The organism is Brevibacterium sp. HMSC22B09 (assembly GCF_001806795.1).
Lineage (GTDB): Bacteria > Actinomycetota > Actinomycetes > Actinomycetales > Brevibacteriaceae > Brevibacterium > Brevibacterium ravenspurgense.
On record NZ_KV786031.1, the window covers coordinates 39,269 to 54,406 of the forward strand.

Genomic DNA, 15,138 nt, shown 5'->3' on the forward strand with positions numbered 1-15,138 from the left:
TAGCAAGACCCCCTGTGGTAGGGTCGATTTTCTCCGCACTTTTTGCGCTCTGCACTGTCCGACGAAAGCCGTGACGAGCAGGGCGCTTTTTCGTTCCCAACTGCACTGCTGGGCAGCACGTCCTCCCACCCTGCTCCCACCTCGCCCACCAGCACTTGTGACCTATAGTCACCGTCCAAAATATTGGAATCGGGGGCAGTTTCGTTCGGCAGACGTGAGGGGCTTCACGTTAACCTGGGCCTATCTATTGGGAGGCCCGATGCACAACCTGCCGCTTATACCCGCATCACTCGGCTCGATGCCATTGCTGCTCTTGGCGGCGCTCGCCGCGCTCATATACAGCGCTGTTCAGTTGGTCCTGCCCTATCTGCACAGTCGGAGAATACCGGTCGGCGCCCAAGCCCGAGCCGCCGCTCCCCTGCCGCCAACCCGGCCCGGAGTTCCGACCCAGCCCCCAGTTCCACCTCGTCAGCCGAGCGCCCCACCCCAACCACAGCACCGGCCTGCACATCCGCACGCGCCAACACCGGCATCGCACCCACAGCACCCAGCGGCCAGGCCGCCCTACCCGGCTGCTGCACCTCAGGCACAGCCGAACAATGACGTTGCCCTCTACGCGAACCTGCTGCTGGGGGTTGCGGCTGCGTTCCTCGTGATCGCGGCGTTCATCTTCGTGGGCATCGCCCAGCATGCGCTGCTGCGGGCCATCACGGTCATCGGCGTTGCCGTCATCACCTACAGCGCAGGCCTTGGCATTGCCCTGCTGTCTTCGCGTCTGAAACCTGTTGGCATTGCTCTGACAGCGGTCGGCCTCGTCCTGCTTCCGATTTCAGGTGCCGCACTGGGCGGCCTCGACATCACGGGGGCAAAAACCGCGTGGCTTGTGGCTTCAGTGCTTGGGCTGATCAGCTGCGCACTTGCGGCAGCGCTGCTGCGGTCTGAGCTCGTCATGTGGTTTGGTCTGCTGTTCATCGGCTCGACCGTGCTGTCGGTGATCAACTTCGGCGGACCGTCGTTTGCCTACTACGGCGTCGGCCTGGTGATCGTGTCGATGGCGTTCATCATCATCGGCCGCGTTCTCGAGGGCCCGTATACGGGCCGCAGGACTGCTCACTCACGAGGTGCCGCCGGATTCCGCTCTTTCCTCTCGGCTGAGCGGGGTCAGAAGGTCCGCTGGGCGCGACCCTTTGTCCTGTTGGGACAGATCATCGCACCGGCATCGGGAATCTGCGCGCTCATCACCCTGCCTGACGATTCACCGTGGGCGAAGGGTGTTTTCTGGCTGGTGCTGACGGTGTTCTACATCGTGTTGGGCATCTGCCGCAGCTGGACTTACGCACTCGGTGCCGCACTGCTGACCAGCACGATCGGCATCACGACACTGACGGGATCACTGTGCCGTACCTCCGGCAGTCCAGCGTTCGGCGAAGGCGGCCGATACATGCCCGTGTGCGAGGTGGCAGTCTCGACCGCAGGAATCGCCGCTTCAGTCGTGCAGATCCTCGTCATAACCGCCGCCTTTGCGATGTTTGTGCGGCAGGGCCGGAAGCTCACCGTGCTCATCTCGCTGTACATCTCCGCGACGATCCTCACGGTGTCGACGCTGGCGGCCATGCGGAGGACCTTCTCCATCATCAGGTTCTATGAGGACACTGGTCGTCCTGATGATTTCGGCGCGGCAGTCGATGCTGTACAGCTGCCGCTGCTGCTGATCGCAGTCTTCTTGGTGCTGGCAGGGATTATCTGCGCGTGGGCGGCCTGGCGGGCAGACTCTGCCTTCCTGCAGGCAACATCCGCAGTGTCGCTTGCAGCCGCTCCCCTGCTGGGCACGGGCTTTTCGAGGCTTGGGCCCGATTGGACTTTCAGCGCAGTAATACTCACGCTGAACACCGTCATGGTGGTCGGCCACGGTGCGCTGACTTTTGCTGCGCGCACAAAAGCGGGCAGGCAGCGCCGTCAGCTTCGCTCAGTGTCCATGATCTCTGCCACCGTCGTCAGCATTGCCGGGGGCCTGCCCTTCACGCTTCTTGTGTGGTCGGACAGTTCGACTCCGATGATCTGGGCGCTGTTCGCGGCTTCCGTGGTGGCGACTGCGATCTTCATTGGGGCGGCGTTCTTCTTCCGCTCTGCTGTCATTTCATTTACAGCACTGTGCGCAGCCTTCGGTGGGACCGGTGCGCTGGGCTTCATCATCAGCCTCTCTGCCGGAGCCAACTACAGCGCGGCGCTGTTCATCCCGGTGGCCGGCATCGGATCGGCTGTCCTGTGGCTCGTGTCGCACCGCCTGTGGCTGCGGGGCCGGACCCGACGGTCGTGGATGGCATACGCCCTGTCGATCGTGTGGGCGGCCTCTGCCGCCTCCGGACTCCTTCGGCACACCTTCTTCAACGAAGACGGCCGGGTGTTCAGCGCCTCCGTCGTCATGATCACGGCGGGCATTGCAGCTGCCTGCGCCGCCGCGGGAGCACAGGCAGCCGTCGCCTACCTCCGCCGCACGTGCCCCGCGGTGCCCAACCGGCGCTATCTGCTCACGGTTCCGGTGCTGATCTTCACCGGCGCGCTCTGGGCCGTTCTCATCACCCGGTTCTTAGGTCTTCCGCTTGCAGTGGTTTCCATCGCCTTCGCCCTGACCGCACTTGCGATCGCCTGGATGAGTCTGAGCCTGTCCATTCAATGGCTGCAGCTGCCCGCGGGAGCGACGCTGTTTGTCAGTCTGCTCTTCGCATCCAGCGAACTGACAACCAGCTTTTCACTCACGGTGCTGCTTGCAGCCTGGGGCACATGGGCCGTTGCCTATGCCGGTCACTGGATTCTGGCCCTGTTGCACCGCAAAGTGTTGGCTTCTCTCATCACCGCCGCGCTTGCGCTTGTAATGGCACTGTTCTCACTGCCCTTGGTCACATTCAAGGAAACGTGGCTGCACGATCCCAAGCGCGCCGCAACGGGAGCGACGATCGCGATTCTTGCGCTCATGGTGTTTGGCGCCGCGCGTTTCTTCAAGAATCCAAGGCACCGGCTGGGATGCCAGGAAGGCGCCTCCTATCTTGGCGCTATCGCGCTCATGCTGGTGATCGACGGTTTTATCGACACGCGCTTTGTTGTCCTGTGGCACGTACCCGTCATCGTCGCCCTCACATGGGCTCTGTATCTGGCCCGCCGCGGCAGGCAACAACAGGCCCAGTTCCCTGCGACAGATGAGTTCTTCAACCTCTTCGACCTGCGGATCCTCCTTGCGTGGCTGGTCTTGACGGTGGCGGGAATAGCCGCGGCGACGACCGGCCCCGGTTGGCTGACTGTGCTGTTCCTGGCCGACCACGTTGCACTGTTGGTACTCGGCGCGCTCACATCCCGCCAATGGGCTCTGTGGTGGGGACTCGCTGCCTGCGCCGCAGCGGTGTTCTGGGGCCTGCGCAATCTGGTCTGGCTGGCTCTCGTGCTTCTGGCGCTCATGCTCATCGGCGTTGTCGTGTGGATGCTGCTGCGGCCGAAAAAGGAAAAACCCGCACCGGCCGCATTTGCTGGACCCCCTCAGCCGGGCGCGCCACCCCAGCCCCACCCGGGAGGCCAGGCACATCCCGGTTCTGCCCCACAGCGGACTCACAGGCCGGCACAGCAGCCTCAACCGCAGGGACAGGTTCAGCCACAGTGGCAGCAGGGCCACTCCGGGCCACCCATGCCGCAGCAAACGCCCCACCCGCAGGGACAGCAGCCCTCGACAGCACCCCCGCGAGGACCGATGCCGCCCTGGCAGCCGGCTCGTCAGCCCGGACAGCCGCCCCAGCAGCAGCCACCTCGTCAGCCCGGACAGCCACCCCAGCAGGGGCCTCGGCCTTCTCGTCGCGGCAAACCAGACACTGCTCCCCCACCGGGGCCGGGCTTCGGGCGCGAAGGCGGCCCTCGGGGCCCTGGTCAGTAGACTTCAAGGGCACACAGGAGGACCATGGCAGACAGTTCTGAAGAGCAGACCGGCATCTACGTCATAACAACCGACCCGGCCGCGCTGAACAGCTACCTTGCAGTCGGCACCAGCCGGGCACTGCTGGTCGACACCGGATCGGGGCCGCGGCAGGCAGCGCACATCCTCAAAGCCGCCCGTACGGTCACCAGCTTGCCGATTTCCGTGCTCAACACGCACGACCACTGGGACCATTTCTTCGGCAACGCCCGCATGCAGGGCGAAGGTGTGGACGAGTTCTTAGCCAGTGAGCGCTTCGCCCACGATCAAGCCGCAAGCGCATGGCTTCAGCTGGCAGAAGTGCCGGCGACAGACGAACCGGACCTCCCGGCCGATCCCACCGAACTCATCGTCGAGCCCACACGAATCGTTGCCCACGGCGACACAATCGACCTCGGCGGCACAGTGGTCACAGTGCGCGAATACTCCGGGCACACAGAAAGCGACATCGTCCTGCAGGTGGCAGATGTGCTCATCGTGGGAGACCTCATTGAAGAAGGCGCTCCTCCACAATTCGGCGATGACGCTCAGCCCAGCGCGTGGGCACAGACCCTTCGGGACCTTCTCGCGATCGACGGGATCAGCGTCTACTGCCCCGGCCACGGCGAACCTGTCGACAGAGCCTTCGTCCAAGCACAGGCCGACGACGTTGCGGCTGTCGCAGCACAGCTGGCTGACCCTGACGCTGGTGATGCAGAGGTGAGCCTCCGTCAAGCCCAGCCGTTCACGTACCTGCCCAGCATCGGCGAGGCAAAGCGGATCAGGTGAGCGGCGCCTCGTAAGAGGGAGTCCAGAAACAGCAAAACCCCCGGGAAAAATCCCGGGGGTTCGCTGTAGAACAGTCAGTGACCGATGATCACTTCAGCGAGACGGTTGCGCCTGCAGCTTCGAGCTGTTCCTTAGCCTTTTCAGCGTCTTCCTTCGAAGCGCCTTCGAGGATCGGCTTCGGAGCCGAGTCAACGAGGTCCTTGGCTTCCTTGAGGCCCAGCGAAGTCAGAGCGCGGACTTCCTTAATAACCGGAACCTTCTTGTCGCCAGCGGATTCGAGGACAACGTCGAATTCGCTCTTCTCTTCAGCGGCAGCACCGGCGTCGCCGCCGCCAGCAGCCGGAGCAGCTGCAGCAGCAACCGGAGCAGCTGCTTCAACTTCGAACTCTTCTTCGAACTTCTTGACGAAGTCGTTGAGTTCGATGAGGGTCAGTTCCTTGAAAGCTTCGATGAGCTCTTCGGGGGTGAGCTTAGCCATTGTGGCAAAGTCCTTCCATTAATGGGTCTACAGCTTTTGGGCTGTAGGAAAACCGGGTTGTGGTTATGAAGCTCAGGCGGCTTCCGATTCCTGCTTGGCGCGCAGAGCGTCCACGGTGCGAACTGCCTTGATGGCAGGTGCGGTGAACGTGTAGGCGGCCTTGTAGAGGCTGCCCTTCATAGCGCCGGCTGCCTTGGCAAGCAGCACCTCGCGGGATTCGAGTTCCGCCAGCTTCGAAACATCCTCAGCTGTAAGAGCAGCACCGTCGAAGTAACCGCCCTTGATGACCAGCTTGGGATTCGCCTTGGCAAAGTCCCGCAGGGCCTTCGCAGCGTCAACAGGTTCGCCTTCGATGAACGCGATGGCGGTCGGGCCGTTGAGCAGACCGTCGAACGCGTCAATTCCAGCTTCCTTAGCCGCGATGGCCGTCAGCGTGTTCTTTACCACGGCGTAGGTGGTGTTCTCACCCAGCGAACGACGCAGTTCCTGCATTTCGCCCACTGTGAGACCACGGTACTCGGTCAGCACTGCAGCGGAGGAGTTGTCAAAACGGTTTTTGATCTCCTTTACCGCGGCTGCCTTGTCAAGCCTCGCCATGGTATTCCTTTCAATACATCTGTTGGTTTGCCCAAAACAAAAAGCGCTCCGCATACAGGTGCGGAACGCTTGGCGTTCGACTGACAGCACAGGTTATGCGCTTTCAGCTTTGTTCTCACCTGCGTGGGTCACTCTTGTGAGTCTTCGCCGGATCCTGCTGCTTGCGCGGCATTTTCCGAGACCGACGGTCTTGGGCAGATTCAATAGTAGAGCAGGACGGTGCTTAGACGCAAATCCTGCCCCTTACGAGGCGGAGCTCGCCTTCCCGCTGGGAAGACGAGCTCCGCTCTTACTCACCTGGGCGCTGGATCAGCGCAGGGAGGCAACGTCCAGCGGGATGGCCGGACCGTTGGTCGTGGTGAGCGTCGCCTTGGTGACGTAGCGACCCTTGGAGGACGATGGCTTCAGACGTGCGATCTCTTCGACAGCGGCTGCGAAGTTGTCGCGCAGCTGGTCTTCCGAGAACGAAGCCTTTCCGATGATGAAGTGCAGGTTCGCGTGCTTGTCAACACGGAACTCAATCTTGCCGCCCTTGATGTCCTGGACGGCCTTTGCGACGTCCATGGTGACGGTGCCGGTCTTGGGGTTCGGCATGAGTCCGCGGGGACCCAGAACCTTACCCAGACGGCCGACCTTGCCCATCATGTCCGGGGTTGCAACAGCAGCGTCGAAGTCAGTGAAGCCTCCGGCCACCTTTTCCAGCAGGTCATCGGAGCCGACGTAGTCAGCACCTGCTTCACGGGCAGCTTCAGCACGGTCTCCGGCTGCGAACACCAGGACCGTAGCGGTCTTACCGGTGCCGTGCGGGAGGTTCACGGTGCCGCGCACCATCTGGTCGGCCTTGCGGGGGTCGACGCCCAGACGGAATGCAACTTCGACGGTCGAGTCGAACTTCGAAACGGCGGTTTCCTTGGCCAGGGCTACTGCCTGGTCCGGGGTGTAGTTAGTGTCAGCCGCGATTTTTTCGGCTGCGGCCCTGTAGGCCTTTGAGCGCTTTGCCATCTGCTATCTCCTTGCAGTTGTGGTGCGGGCCGCGCCGGCCCTACCACGTTTGGGTATGCCTGATCAGGCCTTGATGTCGGTGGTGATGCCCATGGAACGAGCGGTGCCGGCCACGATCTTGGAGGCCGCGTCGATGTCGTTCGCGTTGAGGTCAGGCATCTTGGTTTCAGCGATTTCGCGCACCTGGTCAGCGGTCAGGTGACCGACCTTGACGGTGTGCGGGGTTGCCGAACCCGACTTCAGTCCAGCTGCCTTCTTGATCAGCTGAGCAGCCGGCGGGGTCTTGGTGATGAAGTCGAACGAGCGGTCTTCGTAAACGGTGATTTCAACCGGAACGATGTTGCCGCGCATGGATTCTGTGGCCGCGTTGTAGGCCTTGCAGAATTCCATGATGTTCACGCCGTGCTGACCAAGGGCAGGACCGACCGGGGGTGCCGGGTTAGCAGCGCCCGCCTGGATCTGCAGCTTGATCAGACCGACAGCCTTTTTCTTGGGTGCCATGTTGGTCCTTAATCTGGTAGTTGTTCCCACGGTCAGAAGGGCCGTGGGCTTTGGACGCGGTTGTCCGCTCCGATGAGGGCGGACGGAGTCCAAACCACAACATTATTCCACGCTCGCCCGGTTTTGTTAAATGCGGGTGCCCTGCACCACATAGGCCTCAGCTGGGCAGCCATTTCCAACAGAAGCAAAAGCGGGTGCCCGGCGTTAAGCCGGGCACCCGCTTTCAGCGTAAGAACAAGATCAGATCTTGGAGACCTGGTTGAAGCCGAGCTCCACGGGAACGTCGCGTTCGAAAATCGACAGAAGAACCGTGAGCTTCTGCTGTTCGGGGCGGATTTCCTGAATGGTTGCAGGCTGGCCTTCGAAGGAGCCTTCCTTGACCATGACGGATTCGCCGATTTCGAATTCGGTTTCGATGGGCGTGCCGTCTGCTGCGGCCTGTTCGCCGGCGGCCTTCGCCGCTTCTGCCTGCTGTTCTTCGAAGATCGGGGCGAGCATGCCGGCGACCTCGTCGATGCTCAGTGGGATCGGGTCGTACGCGTTGCCCACGAAGCCGGTGACGCCGGGGGTGTGGCGGACGACGCCCCACGATTCGTCAGTGAGTTCCATGCGGACGAGCACGTAGCCGGGCACGCGCACGCGGCGAACGGTCTTGCGCTGACCGTTCTTGATTTCGACGACTTCTTCCATCGGCACCTGGATTTCGAAGATTTCGTCTTCTGCGTTGAGCGATACCGCACGGTTTTCCAGGTTGACCTTGACGCGGTTTTCGTAGCCCGCGTAGGAGTGGATGACGTACCAGTCGCCGTCCTTCATGCGAAGGTCGGATTTGAACTCTTCGAACGGGTCGACTTCCGGTGCAGACTGCTGGTCTGCAGCGTCCACGCCGTCGGCAATTTCGCCCGTTGCGGGGTCGAAGTTCTCTGCCTGTTCGGCTTCGACGTTTTCCGGAGTGTTTTCAGACACCGATTCTCCTTTGTTTTCGCGGTCGGCGGCGCGGGTCGTGTTCAGTGGTTCAGCTGTACTTGGGTGTTACCAGAGCGGCCACAGCGGCGAGCCCGCGAAGATGAATCCGGCAAGTTTGCCGAACACGAAGTCGAGGATGGTCACAAGCACCATCATGAGAGCCACGAAGCCCAGAACGACGAGCGTGTAGTTGAGCAGCTCCTTGCGGCTGGGAGTGACAACCTTTTTCAGCTGGTCGAAGACTTCGCGAATGAACTGAATGATGGCGCCGAAGAAGCCCTGCTTCTTCTGCGCTGTTTCGGAGTTTGCCTGAGATTCAGCCACTCGTCCTCATTCTTCCGTCTGCGTTCCCGACCTTCGGGCTTTCCCGGCCGCGCCGGGTAAGAGCAGGGGTGACAGGACTCGAACCTGCAACCTACGGTTTTGGAGACCGTTGCGCTACCAATTGCGCCACACCCCTAAGCGAGCACCGGTTCATCATAGCCGCATTGCTGCGACTGATGGAAACGGGGCGTCACCGACACAACATATTAGCCGTTCGGTGTGCTCGCGTCGAACTGAACCGGCTTTCGCCTACAGTTCCAGGCCCACGAGGTTCGGTTCGGGTACCAGTGTGATCCCGAATCGGCCCTGCACGCCATCGCGGATGTGCCGCGCCAGTTCGATGATTTCCTGTGCCTGGGCACCTCCCGTGTTGGTCAGCGCCAGGGTGTGCTTGCTCGACAGTGCAGCCTTGGAGCCGTCGAGTCGGAAGCCTTTGGCAAAACCCGCCTGCTCAATGAGCCACGCCGCCGAGGTTTTGACCACCGAGGGGTCGTCTTTGCCCGTGCTGGGGTCCACGACCGGATAGCGTGGGGCTCCTTCCGGCAGTGCCACCTGTTCGACGTCGAGGATCGGATTGGTGAAGAACGATCCAGCCGACCACGTGTCATGATCTTCGGCGTCCAGCACCATGCCCTTTGAGCTGCGCAGTTCAAGCACGGCTTCGCGCACCGCGGTGGGGCTCGCGGTGTCGTCGACTTCTACGCCGAGAGTGTTGGCCAGCTGGGCGTACTTGATGGGCACTCCCCCGGTTCCGCTGGCTTTCGGCAGGTTGAAGGTCACGGAGAGCACCACGTAGCGCGGCTGTCCGTGGTGGTGCGCTGTGCGCTTGAGGACCGACGTGCGGTAGCCGAATTCGAGCTCTGCTTTGCGCACAATCAGGGTGCGGCCGAACTCGCGGTCGAAAAGGTATACCGATTCGATCGTGGAAGACACCTCGGCGCCGTAGGCTCCTACGTTCTGCACGGGTGTCGCGCCCACGGACCCGGGTATCCCGGACAGCGGTTCCAGGCCGGTGAGGCCCTGTTCAATGGTCCAGGCGACGAAGCTGTCCCAGTCTTCACCGGCGTGGGCCGTTGCGCGCGCGGTGCCGCGGCCGCGTTCCAGTTGGACGCCTTCCGTGCGGATGATGCCCACGGGACCTGCAAAGCCGTCATCGGAGACCACGAGGTTGGAACCGCCGCCGACCAGCAGTGCGGGCCCGTCTTGCAGGCGGTAGTCGTCTGCGAATGCTACGAGTTCGTTTTCGGTGGTGAGGATTTCTGCATTGGCAGCGGGGCCGCCGATCCTCAGGGTGGTGTACTCGGCAAGGTTGATGGGTGTGCTCATGCCAGGCGCACCTTGACCTGGGTGCGACCGAGGACCGAGGTGTCTTCTGCTGTGACGTTGACGTCGAGCCGGACTGTGCCGTTGTCTTCGTCTACTGCGCCTACTGTCGCTGTGACTGCGAGCTCAACTGTGGGCTGTTCGGGTGATCCGTTTTCGGCGTCCGGCACAACGACGGGCTTGGTGAAGCGTGTGCGGTAGTCGATGACGGCACCCGGGTTGCCGGCCCACTGGGTGATCGGTCCGACGGCCAGGGCCATGGTGAGCATGCCGTGTGCGATTACGTTGGGCAGGCCGACTTCTTTTGCGAAGCGTTCGTTCCAGTGGATGGTGTTGTAGTCGCCGGAGGCTCCCGCGTAGCGGACCAGGTCTGCTCGTGAGATCGGGATGGTGCGGTTGAGCACTTCCTGGCCGACTTCGAGTTCTGTCAGGACCGGAGCTTTCGAGGTGTCAGTCATCGTCGCCTCCTCGTACAACAATGGTTGAGGTCACGGTGGCAACGTGGTCGCCCGCTGCGGTGAGCTCGGTTCGGGTGGTGATCATGGCGTGACCGCCGGCTTCGCGCAGGCCGTCGACGTGGGTGACGCATTCGAGTTCGTCGCCGGCGACGATCGGCCGGCTGTAGGTGAACTGCTCTCCGCCATGGACTACGCGGGAAAAGTCGATGCCGGAGTTTTCATCGAGGATGTAGCGCTGTTCTGAGCGCTGAGCTGGGATGACCGCGAAGGTCGGCGGGGCGACAAGGTCGGCGTATCCGGCTTCCCGAGCCGCGTCTATATCTGTGTGGGCCGGGTGTTCGGCGCCTGTGGCGCGGGCGAATTCGGCGATGGCTTCGCGTGAAACCACGTACGGCTGCGGAAGGCGGTATTCGGCACCCTGCAGCTCGGTGTTGACTGCCATAGTTTCCTCCTCGTTCAGGGATCAAGTCTAGGCGGTCTTGGTGACGCGGAAAGCAGACAGGCCATTCTGCGGCACACTCGTCTTCCCGCGTTCGGGCATAGAAAAAGGCTCCCAACAGAAATCTGCTGGAAGCCTTAGACAAGTAGCGGGAGCGGGGCTCGATCCCGCGACCTCACGATTATGAGTCGTGCGCTCTAACCACCTGAGCTACCCCGCCACAGTGCAGCGCGGTGACTACACCAGAGCCCCAAAAGGGAATCGAACCCTTGACCTTTTCCTTACCATGGAAACGCTCTGCCGACTGAGCTATTGGGGCAACGGGAACTAACTTTACACATCAGAATCGCGAATGCAAAATCCGCACAGAGGGATTAGACCGAGACCTTCGTCACAGGCGCTGACCCGGCGGCTCACACGTCAAACTTCGCGGTCAGATAGCCCTGCAGGCGTCCCAACTGGTTCGTGATGATCCCGCTGACACCAGCCGACAGAAGCGCATCCCAGCCTTCGGGAGCATCAACCGTATGCACATTGACGCACAGGTCAAGTTCGCGGATCTCCTCAACCAGTTCACGGCGCGATTTGAAGCCGCGGAACGACGGCGCGTAGCCGATCCCCTCAAGGCGCTGCACAAGCTCGACATCGCCCTCTTTCGGCACCACCCGCAGAAGAATCCGCGGAATGTGCCCGGCGATCGCCTGACAGTTGTGCAGGGTGTGCTGCGAAAAGCTCTGCAGAACCACGCGGTCTGCCATCCCGTGCTGGGTGATCAGGTCGACGACAGCGGCTACTCCCCCGGCCTCCCAGTCGCCCTTCAATTCCAGCAGCAGCCAGCCGCCTCGGAAAGACATGCTGTACAGAACAGCATCCAAATGCGGAATCCGCTGCCCGGCAAAACCCGGACCAAGCCACGATCCAGCATCGGCCAAAGAGATCTGCTCATCCGACAGGTTCGCAACAGCACCGGACGCATCAGTGGTGCGGTTCAGCGTGGGGTCGTGCAGCACCAGCGGGGTGCCGTCAGCACTCAAGTGCACATCGATCTCAATGAAGTCGGCCTCAAGAGCACGCGCAGCATCGATTGCGGCCATCGTGTTCTCGGGAACCGCCCCCGAATAGCCCCTGTGCGCAATCGCCCAGGGCTTACCGCCTCGGCCGGGCACCCTGTCAATGCCCCGGTCCTGCAGGAACTGCGTGAACATCACACCACCCCAAAAGCGAGCATCGCATCGGCAACCTTGCGGAAGCCGGCAATGTTCGCCCCCATCGCGTAGTTGCCGGGGTGGTTGTACTTGTCAGCCGTAGCCAAGCAGGTTTCGTGGATGTTCTTCATAATCTGCGTCAAACGCGCCTCCGTGTACTCAAACGTCCACGAGTCACGTTCAGCGTTCTGCTGCATTTCCAGCGCAGAAGTCGCAACACCACCGGCGTTGGCCGCCTTGCCCGGGCCGTACGGCACCCCGGCATCGGCGAAGATGGCAACCGCATCGTGCGTACACGGCATGTTCGCGCCTTCCGCAACAACGCGCAGACCGTTCTTCACCAGCTTCGCGGCCGACTTACCGTCGAGCTCGTTCTGCGTGGCACACGGCAGCGCGATGTCCATCGGGACTTCCCACACGCAGCCGTTCTTGACGTACTTCGCGTTCCCGCCGCGGCGCTGCGCGTATTCGCTGATGCGACCGCGCTCTTCCAGTTTGATCTGCTTGAGCAGGTCAAGGTCGATGCCGTCGGGGTCGTAGACATAGCCACCGGAGTCGCTGGCGGTAACAGCCAGACCGCCCAACTGGTGAACCTTCTCGATTGCGTAGATCGCCACGTTTCCAGACCCGGAAACACCGACCCGCGCACCGTCAAAAGACCCGCCGATGCTGGCAAGCATTTCGCCGGCGAAAATCGCACAGCCGTAGCCGGTGGCCTCGGTGCGGACCAGCGAACCGCCCCAGGACAGTCCCTTGCCGGTGAGCACACCGGATTCGTAGCGGTTGGTGATCCGCTTGTACTGGCCGAACAGATAGCCGATCTCACGGGACCCAACCCCAATGTCACCAGCCGGGACGTCGGTGTATTCACCCAGATAGCGGTACAGCTCAGTCATGAACGACTGACAGAAGCGCATGACTTCGTCATCGGACTTCCCGTGCGGATCGAAGTCAGCTCCACCCTTGCCGCCGCCAATAGGCAGGCCGGTCAGGGAGTTCTTGAAGATCTGCTCAAACCCCAAAAACTTGATGATGCCGAGGTTGACCGACGGGTGGAAGCGCAAGCCGCCCTTGTAGGGCCCGAGTGCTGAGTTGAACTCAACGCGGAAACCTCGGTTGACCTGCACCTGACCCTTGTCATCAACCCATGGGACGCGGAAGATCAGCTGGCGCTCTGGTTCGCACATCTGCGCAACGATTCGCGCATCAGCGTATTCCGGATGGCGGTTGCCCAGTGCGCGCAGCGAGCTGAGGACTTCGCGGACAGCCTGGTGGAACTCGGGTTCTGCCGGGTTGCGGGCAATGACCTTTTCCTGCAGGTCGTCAATCGTCTCCAATGGCACGCGGTATCTCCCCTCGCATCGGGCCCCGAATGGGCCGGACCGTGTGGCGGTCTCAACCGAATAATATTCCTCCGCCTGGATCCATGTGCATGCGACCATGATTTGGACCACTTCATTCGCGGATGTTGTGTTCACAGATGCAGAAAAGGCCCCGACCGCGTGGTCGGAGCCTTTTGGCTGTGGCAGATGAAGGATTCGAACCTTCGAAGGCAATGCCGTCTGATTTACAGTCAGATCCCTTTGGCCGCTCGGGCAATCTGCCGGGATTATGCTCTGCTTTCGGCTGAGCACTCGTAACACTATAGACGCTCGAAGGTGAAAAGCGAAATCCTGTCTCGGCCCAACACCACCGCTCGCCTCATCGCAGACCGAGCACTGCCTGTGCGTCTTCCGACTACACTTCGCGGTGTGTCCGTCGTTCCTGATCTTCTGACCGCTCTGCCCGCGGCAGTCGTTCTTCTTGCCCTGCTCACCGGGCTGCTGCTGGCTGCCCGCATCCGCGCTCCGTGGTCATCTGCCTACGCCGTTCTCCGCGGAACCGTGCAGCTGGCCGTGCTCGCGTTCGTGCTCACCGGTGCGCTCACATCCATCGGCTGGGTTGTCGTCTTCCTCTTCGTCATGTTCGCGGTCGCCTGGAGGGCCGCGTTTAAGCGCGCTCGCGCCCTTGGTGAGTCGGTCGGTCTTAGGCGCACTGCCGCGGTCATCGGAATCGGGATGTTCACAGGCACCGCTGTCACCCTGCTGACGGTGTTCGGTCTGCGCGGCCTCGAGTTCTCCCCGTCGTATCTGCTGGCACTCGGCGGAATCGTCATCGGCAACTGCATGACGTTCTCAACTCTCACGGTCCAGCGTCTGCGCTCTCTTCTCCATGACCGCTGGCCCGAGGTCGAGGCGTGGCTGGCTCTCGGCGCCACTCCCCGGCAGGCGACTGCTCAGCTGGGGCGTGAGGCCGTGTACTCGGCTCTTGTTCCGAACGTCGACAAGACCCGCACGACGGGGCTGGTCACGCTGCCGGGTGCTTTTGTCGGAGCGCTCTTCGGCGGGTCTCCTCCGTACGAGGCGGGGCTGTTCCAGATGTTCGTGCTCATCGGCATCATGACTGCCGGGACGGTCGTGTCGATCACGATCACCACAACGCTGGCGCCGCGCGCCAAGAAGCCCGTGTTCGACAGCGACTAACGCTTAGACTGTGGTCGATTCGTTGACGAACTAGGAGGCACTGATGGCTGATTCAAGCTTTGACATTGTCAGCAAGGTCGACAAGCAGGAAGCGGACAACGCTCTCAACCAGGCGGCGAAGGAAATCCACTCCCGCTACGACTTCAAGGGTGTGGACCCCTCAATCGAGTGGTCTGGCGAAAAGGTCCTCATGAAGGCCAATTCAGAAGAGCGCGTTTTGGCTGTTCTCGACGTCTTCCAGTCCAAACTGGTCCGCCGCGGCATTTCGCTGAAGTCGCTCGATGCCGGCGATCCCTTTGCGTCCGGCAAGGAGTACCGGATCGAAGCGGCCATCAAGGAGGGCATCGAACAGAAGACCGCGAAGGAGATCTCCAAGATCATCCGCGAGGAAGGCCCCAAGGGCGTCAAGCCGCAGATCCAGGGCGACGAACTGCGCGTCTCCTCAAAGAAGCGCGACGATCTTCAGGCTGTCATCGCTCTGCTCAAGGGCAAGGACCTCGACGTCGACCTGCAGTTCGTCAACTACCGCTGACGGTTCCAGGTGAGCGCAAGCCGCGCCACCGGCAGCCGGAACACAGAGGGCGAGGCGGAATTCCGCCT

General features: G+C 61.9%; 15 protein-coding genes and 4 tRNA genes. 4 read left to right on the top strand and 15 right to left on the bottom strand.

Going from position 1 to position 15,138, the window contains the following annotated elements; translation table 11 throughout:
- The first annotated feature begins 298 nt into the window (after positions 1-298).
- A complete protein-coding gene (locus HMPREF3087_RS09595; RefSeq protein ID WP_141738926.1) occupies positions 299-3,916 on the top strand; it encodes a hypothetical protein in 3,618 nt (1,205 codons plus the stop codon).
- 24 nt (positions 3,917-3,940) lie between these two features.
- Positions 3,941-4,723, top strand: a complete 783-nt coding sequence (locus HMPREF3087_RS09600) for an MBL fold metallo-hydrolase (protein ID WP_070428955.1) — start codon at positions 3,941-3,943, stop codon at positions 4,721-4,723.
- Between the two features lie 88 nt (positions 4,724-4,811).
- Here HMPREF3087_RS09600 and rplL read toward each other — a convergent pair whose 3' ends face one another.
- The 15 genes from rplL to HMPREF3087_RS09675 form a co-directional block, all read right to left on the bottom strand.
- Complete coding sequence (gene rplL / locus HMPREF3087_RS09605) at positions 4,812-5,201, bottom strand: 50S ribosomal protein L7/L12 (RefSeq protein ID WP_019174623.1); 390 nt, start codon at positions 5,199-5,201, stop codon at positions 4,812-4,814.
- 72 nt (positions 5,202-5,273) lie between these two features.
- Complete coding sequence (gene rplJ, locus HMPREF3087_RS09610) at positions 5,274-5,798, bottom strand: 50S ribosomal protein L10 (RefSeq protein ID WP_019174622.1); 525 nt, start codon at positions 5,796-5,798, stop codon at positions 5,274-5,276.
- Between the two features lie 309 nt (positions 5,799-6,107).
- Positions 6,108-6,800: a 50S ribosomal protein L1 gene (gene rplA, locus HMPREF3087_RS09615; protein WP_019174621.1), complete on the bottom strand. Its 693-nt coding sequence runs from the start codon at positions 6,798-6,800 to the stop codon at positions 6,108-6,110.
- Between the two features lie 63 nt (positions 6,801-6,863).
- On the bottom strand, positions 6,864-7,301 hold the full coding sequence (gene rplK, locus HMPREF3087_RS09620; protein WP_019174620.1) for a 50S ribosomal protein L11: 438 nt from the start codon (positions 7,299-7,301) through the stop codon (positions 6,864-6,866).
- A gap of 240 nt (positions 7,302-7,541) precedes the next feature.
- Positions 7,542-8,267, bottom strand: a complete 726-nt coding sequence (nusG, locus tag HMPREF3087_RS09625) for a transcription termination/antitermination protein NusG (protein ID WP_019174619.1) — start codon at positions 8,265-8,267, stop codon at positions 7,542-7,544.
- A 66-nt stretch (positions 8,268-8,333) separates the two neighbouring features.
- Complete coding sequence (secE, locus tag HMPREF3087_RS09630; RefSeq protein WP_019174618.1) at positions 8,334-8,591, bottom strand: preprotein translocase subunit SecE; 258 nt, start codon at positions 8,589-8,591, stop codon at positions 8,334-8,336.
- Between the two features lie 63 nt (positions 8,592-8,654).
- A tRNA-Trp gene (locus HMPREF3087_RS09635) sits at positions 8,655-8,727 on the bottom strand.
- A 113-nt stretch (positions 8,728-8,840) separates the two neighbouring features.
- Positions 8,841-9,917 carry a UDP-N-acetylmuramate dehydrogenase gene (locus tag HMPREF3087_RS09640; protein WP_070428956.1) on the bottom strand — a complete coding sequence of 359 codons (1,077 nt, stop codon included), beginning with the start codon at positions 9,915-9,917 and terminating at the stop codon, positions 8,841-8,843.
- On the bottom strand, positions 9,914-10,372 hold the full coding sequence (locus HMPREF3087_RS09645; RefSeq protein WP_061940624.1) for a MaoC family dehydratase: 459 nt from the start codon (positions 10,370-10,372) through the stop codon (positions 9,914-9,916). Before HMPREF3087_RS09645 ends, HMPREF3087_RS09640 begins: the two co-directional genes overlap by 4 nt.
- Entirely contained in the window at positions 10,365-10,814 is a 450-nt protein-coding gene (locus tag HMPREF3087_RS09650) for an FAS1-like dehydratase domain-containing protein (protein ID WP_070428957.1), read from the bottom strand. The genes HMPREF3087_RS09645 and HMPREF3087_RS09650 overlap by 8 nt, the downstream gene beginning before the upstream one ends.
- A 143-nt stretch (positions 10,815-10,957) precedes the next feature.
- Positions 10,958-11,031 (bottom strand) — tRNA-Met (locus HMPREF3087_RS09655).
- A 26-nt stretch (positions 11,032-11,057) separates the two neighbouring features.
- A tRNA-Thr gene (locus HMPREF3087_RS09660) sits at positions 11,058-11,130 on the bottom strand.
- Positions 11,131-11,224: 94 nt separating this feature from the next.
- Positions 11,225-12,016: a glycerophosphodiester phosphodiesterase gene (locus tag HMPREF3087_RS09665; protein ID WP_083272139.1), complete on the bottom strand. Its 792-nt coding sequence runs from the start codon at positions 12,014-12,016 to the stop codon at positions 11,225-11,227.
- Positions 12,016-13,353, bottom strand: coding sequence for an NADP-specific glutamate dehydrogenase (gdhA, locus tag HMPREF3087_RS09670; RefSeq protein ID WP_082784612.1), 1,338 nt, complete (start codon positions 13,351-13,353; stop codon positions 12,016-12,018). The genes HMPREF3087_RS09665 and gdhA overlap by 1 nt, the downstream gene beginning before the upstream one ends.
- 186 nt (positions 13,354-13,539) lie before the next feature.
- Positions 13,540-13,621, bottom strand: a tRNA-Tyr gene (locus tag HMPREF3087_RS09675).
- A 146-nt stretch (positions 13,622-13,767) separates the two neighbouring features.
- Between HMPREF3087_RS09675 and HMPREF3087_RS09680 the strand changes: the two genes are divergently transcribed.
- Entirely contained in the window at positions 13,768-14,538 is a 771-nt protein-coding gene (locus tag HMPREF3087_RS09680) for an ABC transporter permease (RefSeq protein ID WP_070428959.1), read from the top strand.
- Positions 14,539-14,581: 43 nt separating this feature from the next.
- Complete coding sequence (locus tag HMPREF3087_RS09685; RefSeq protein ID WP_019174611.1) at positions 14,582-15,070, top strand: YajQ family cyclic di-GMP-binding protein; 489 nt, start codon at positions 14,582-14,584, stop codon at positions 15,068-15,070.
- Positions 15,071-15,138: the final 68 nt, after the last annotated feature.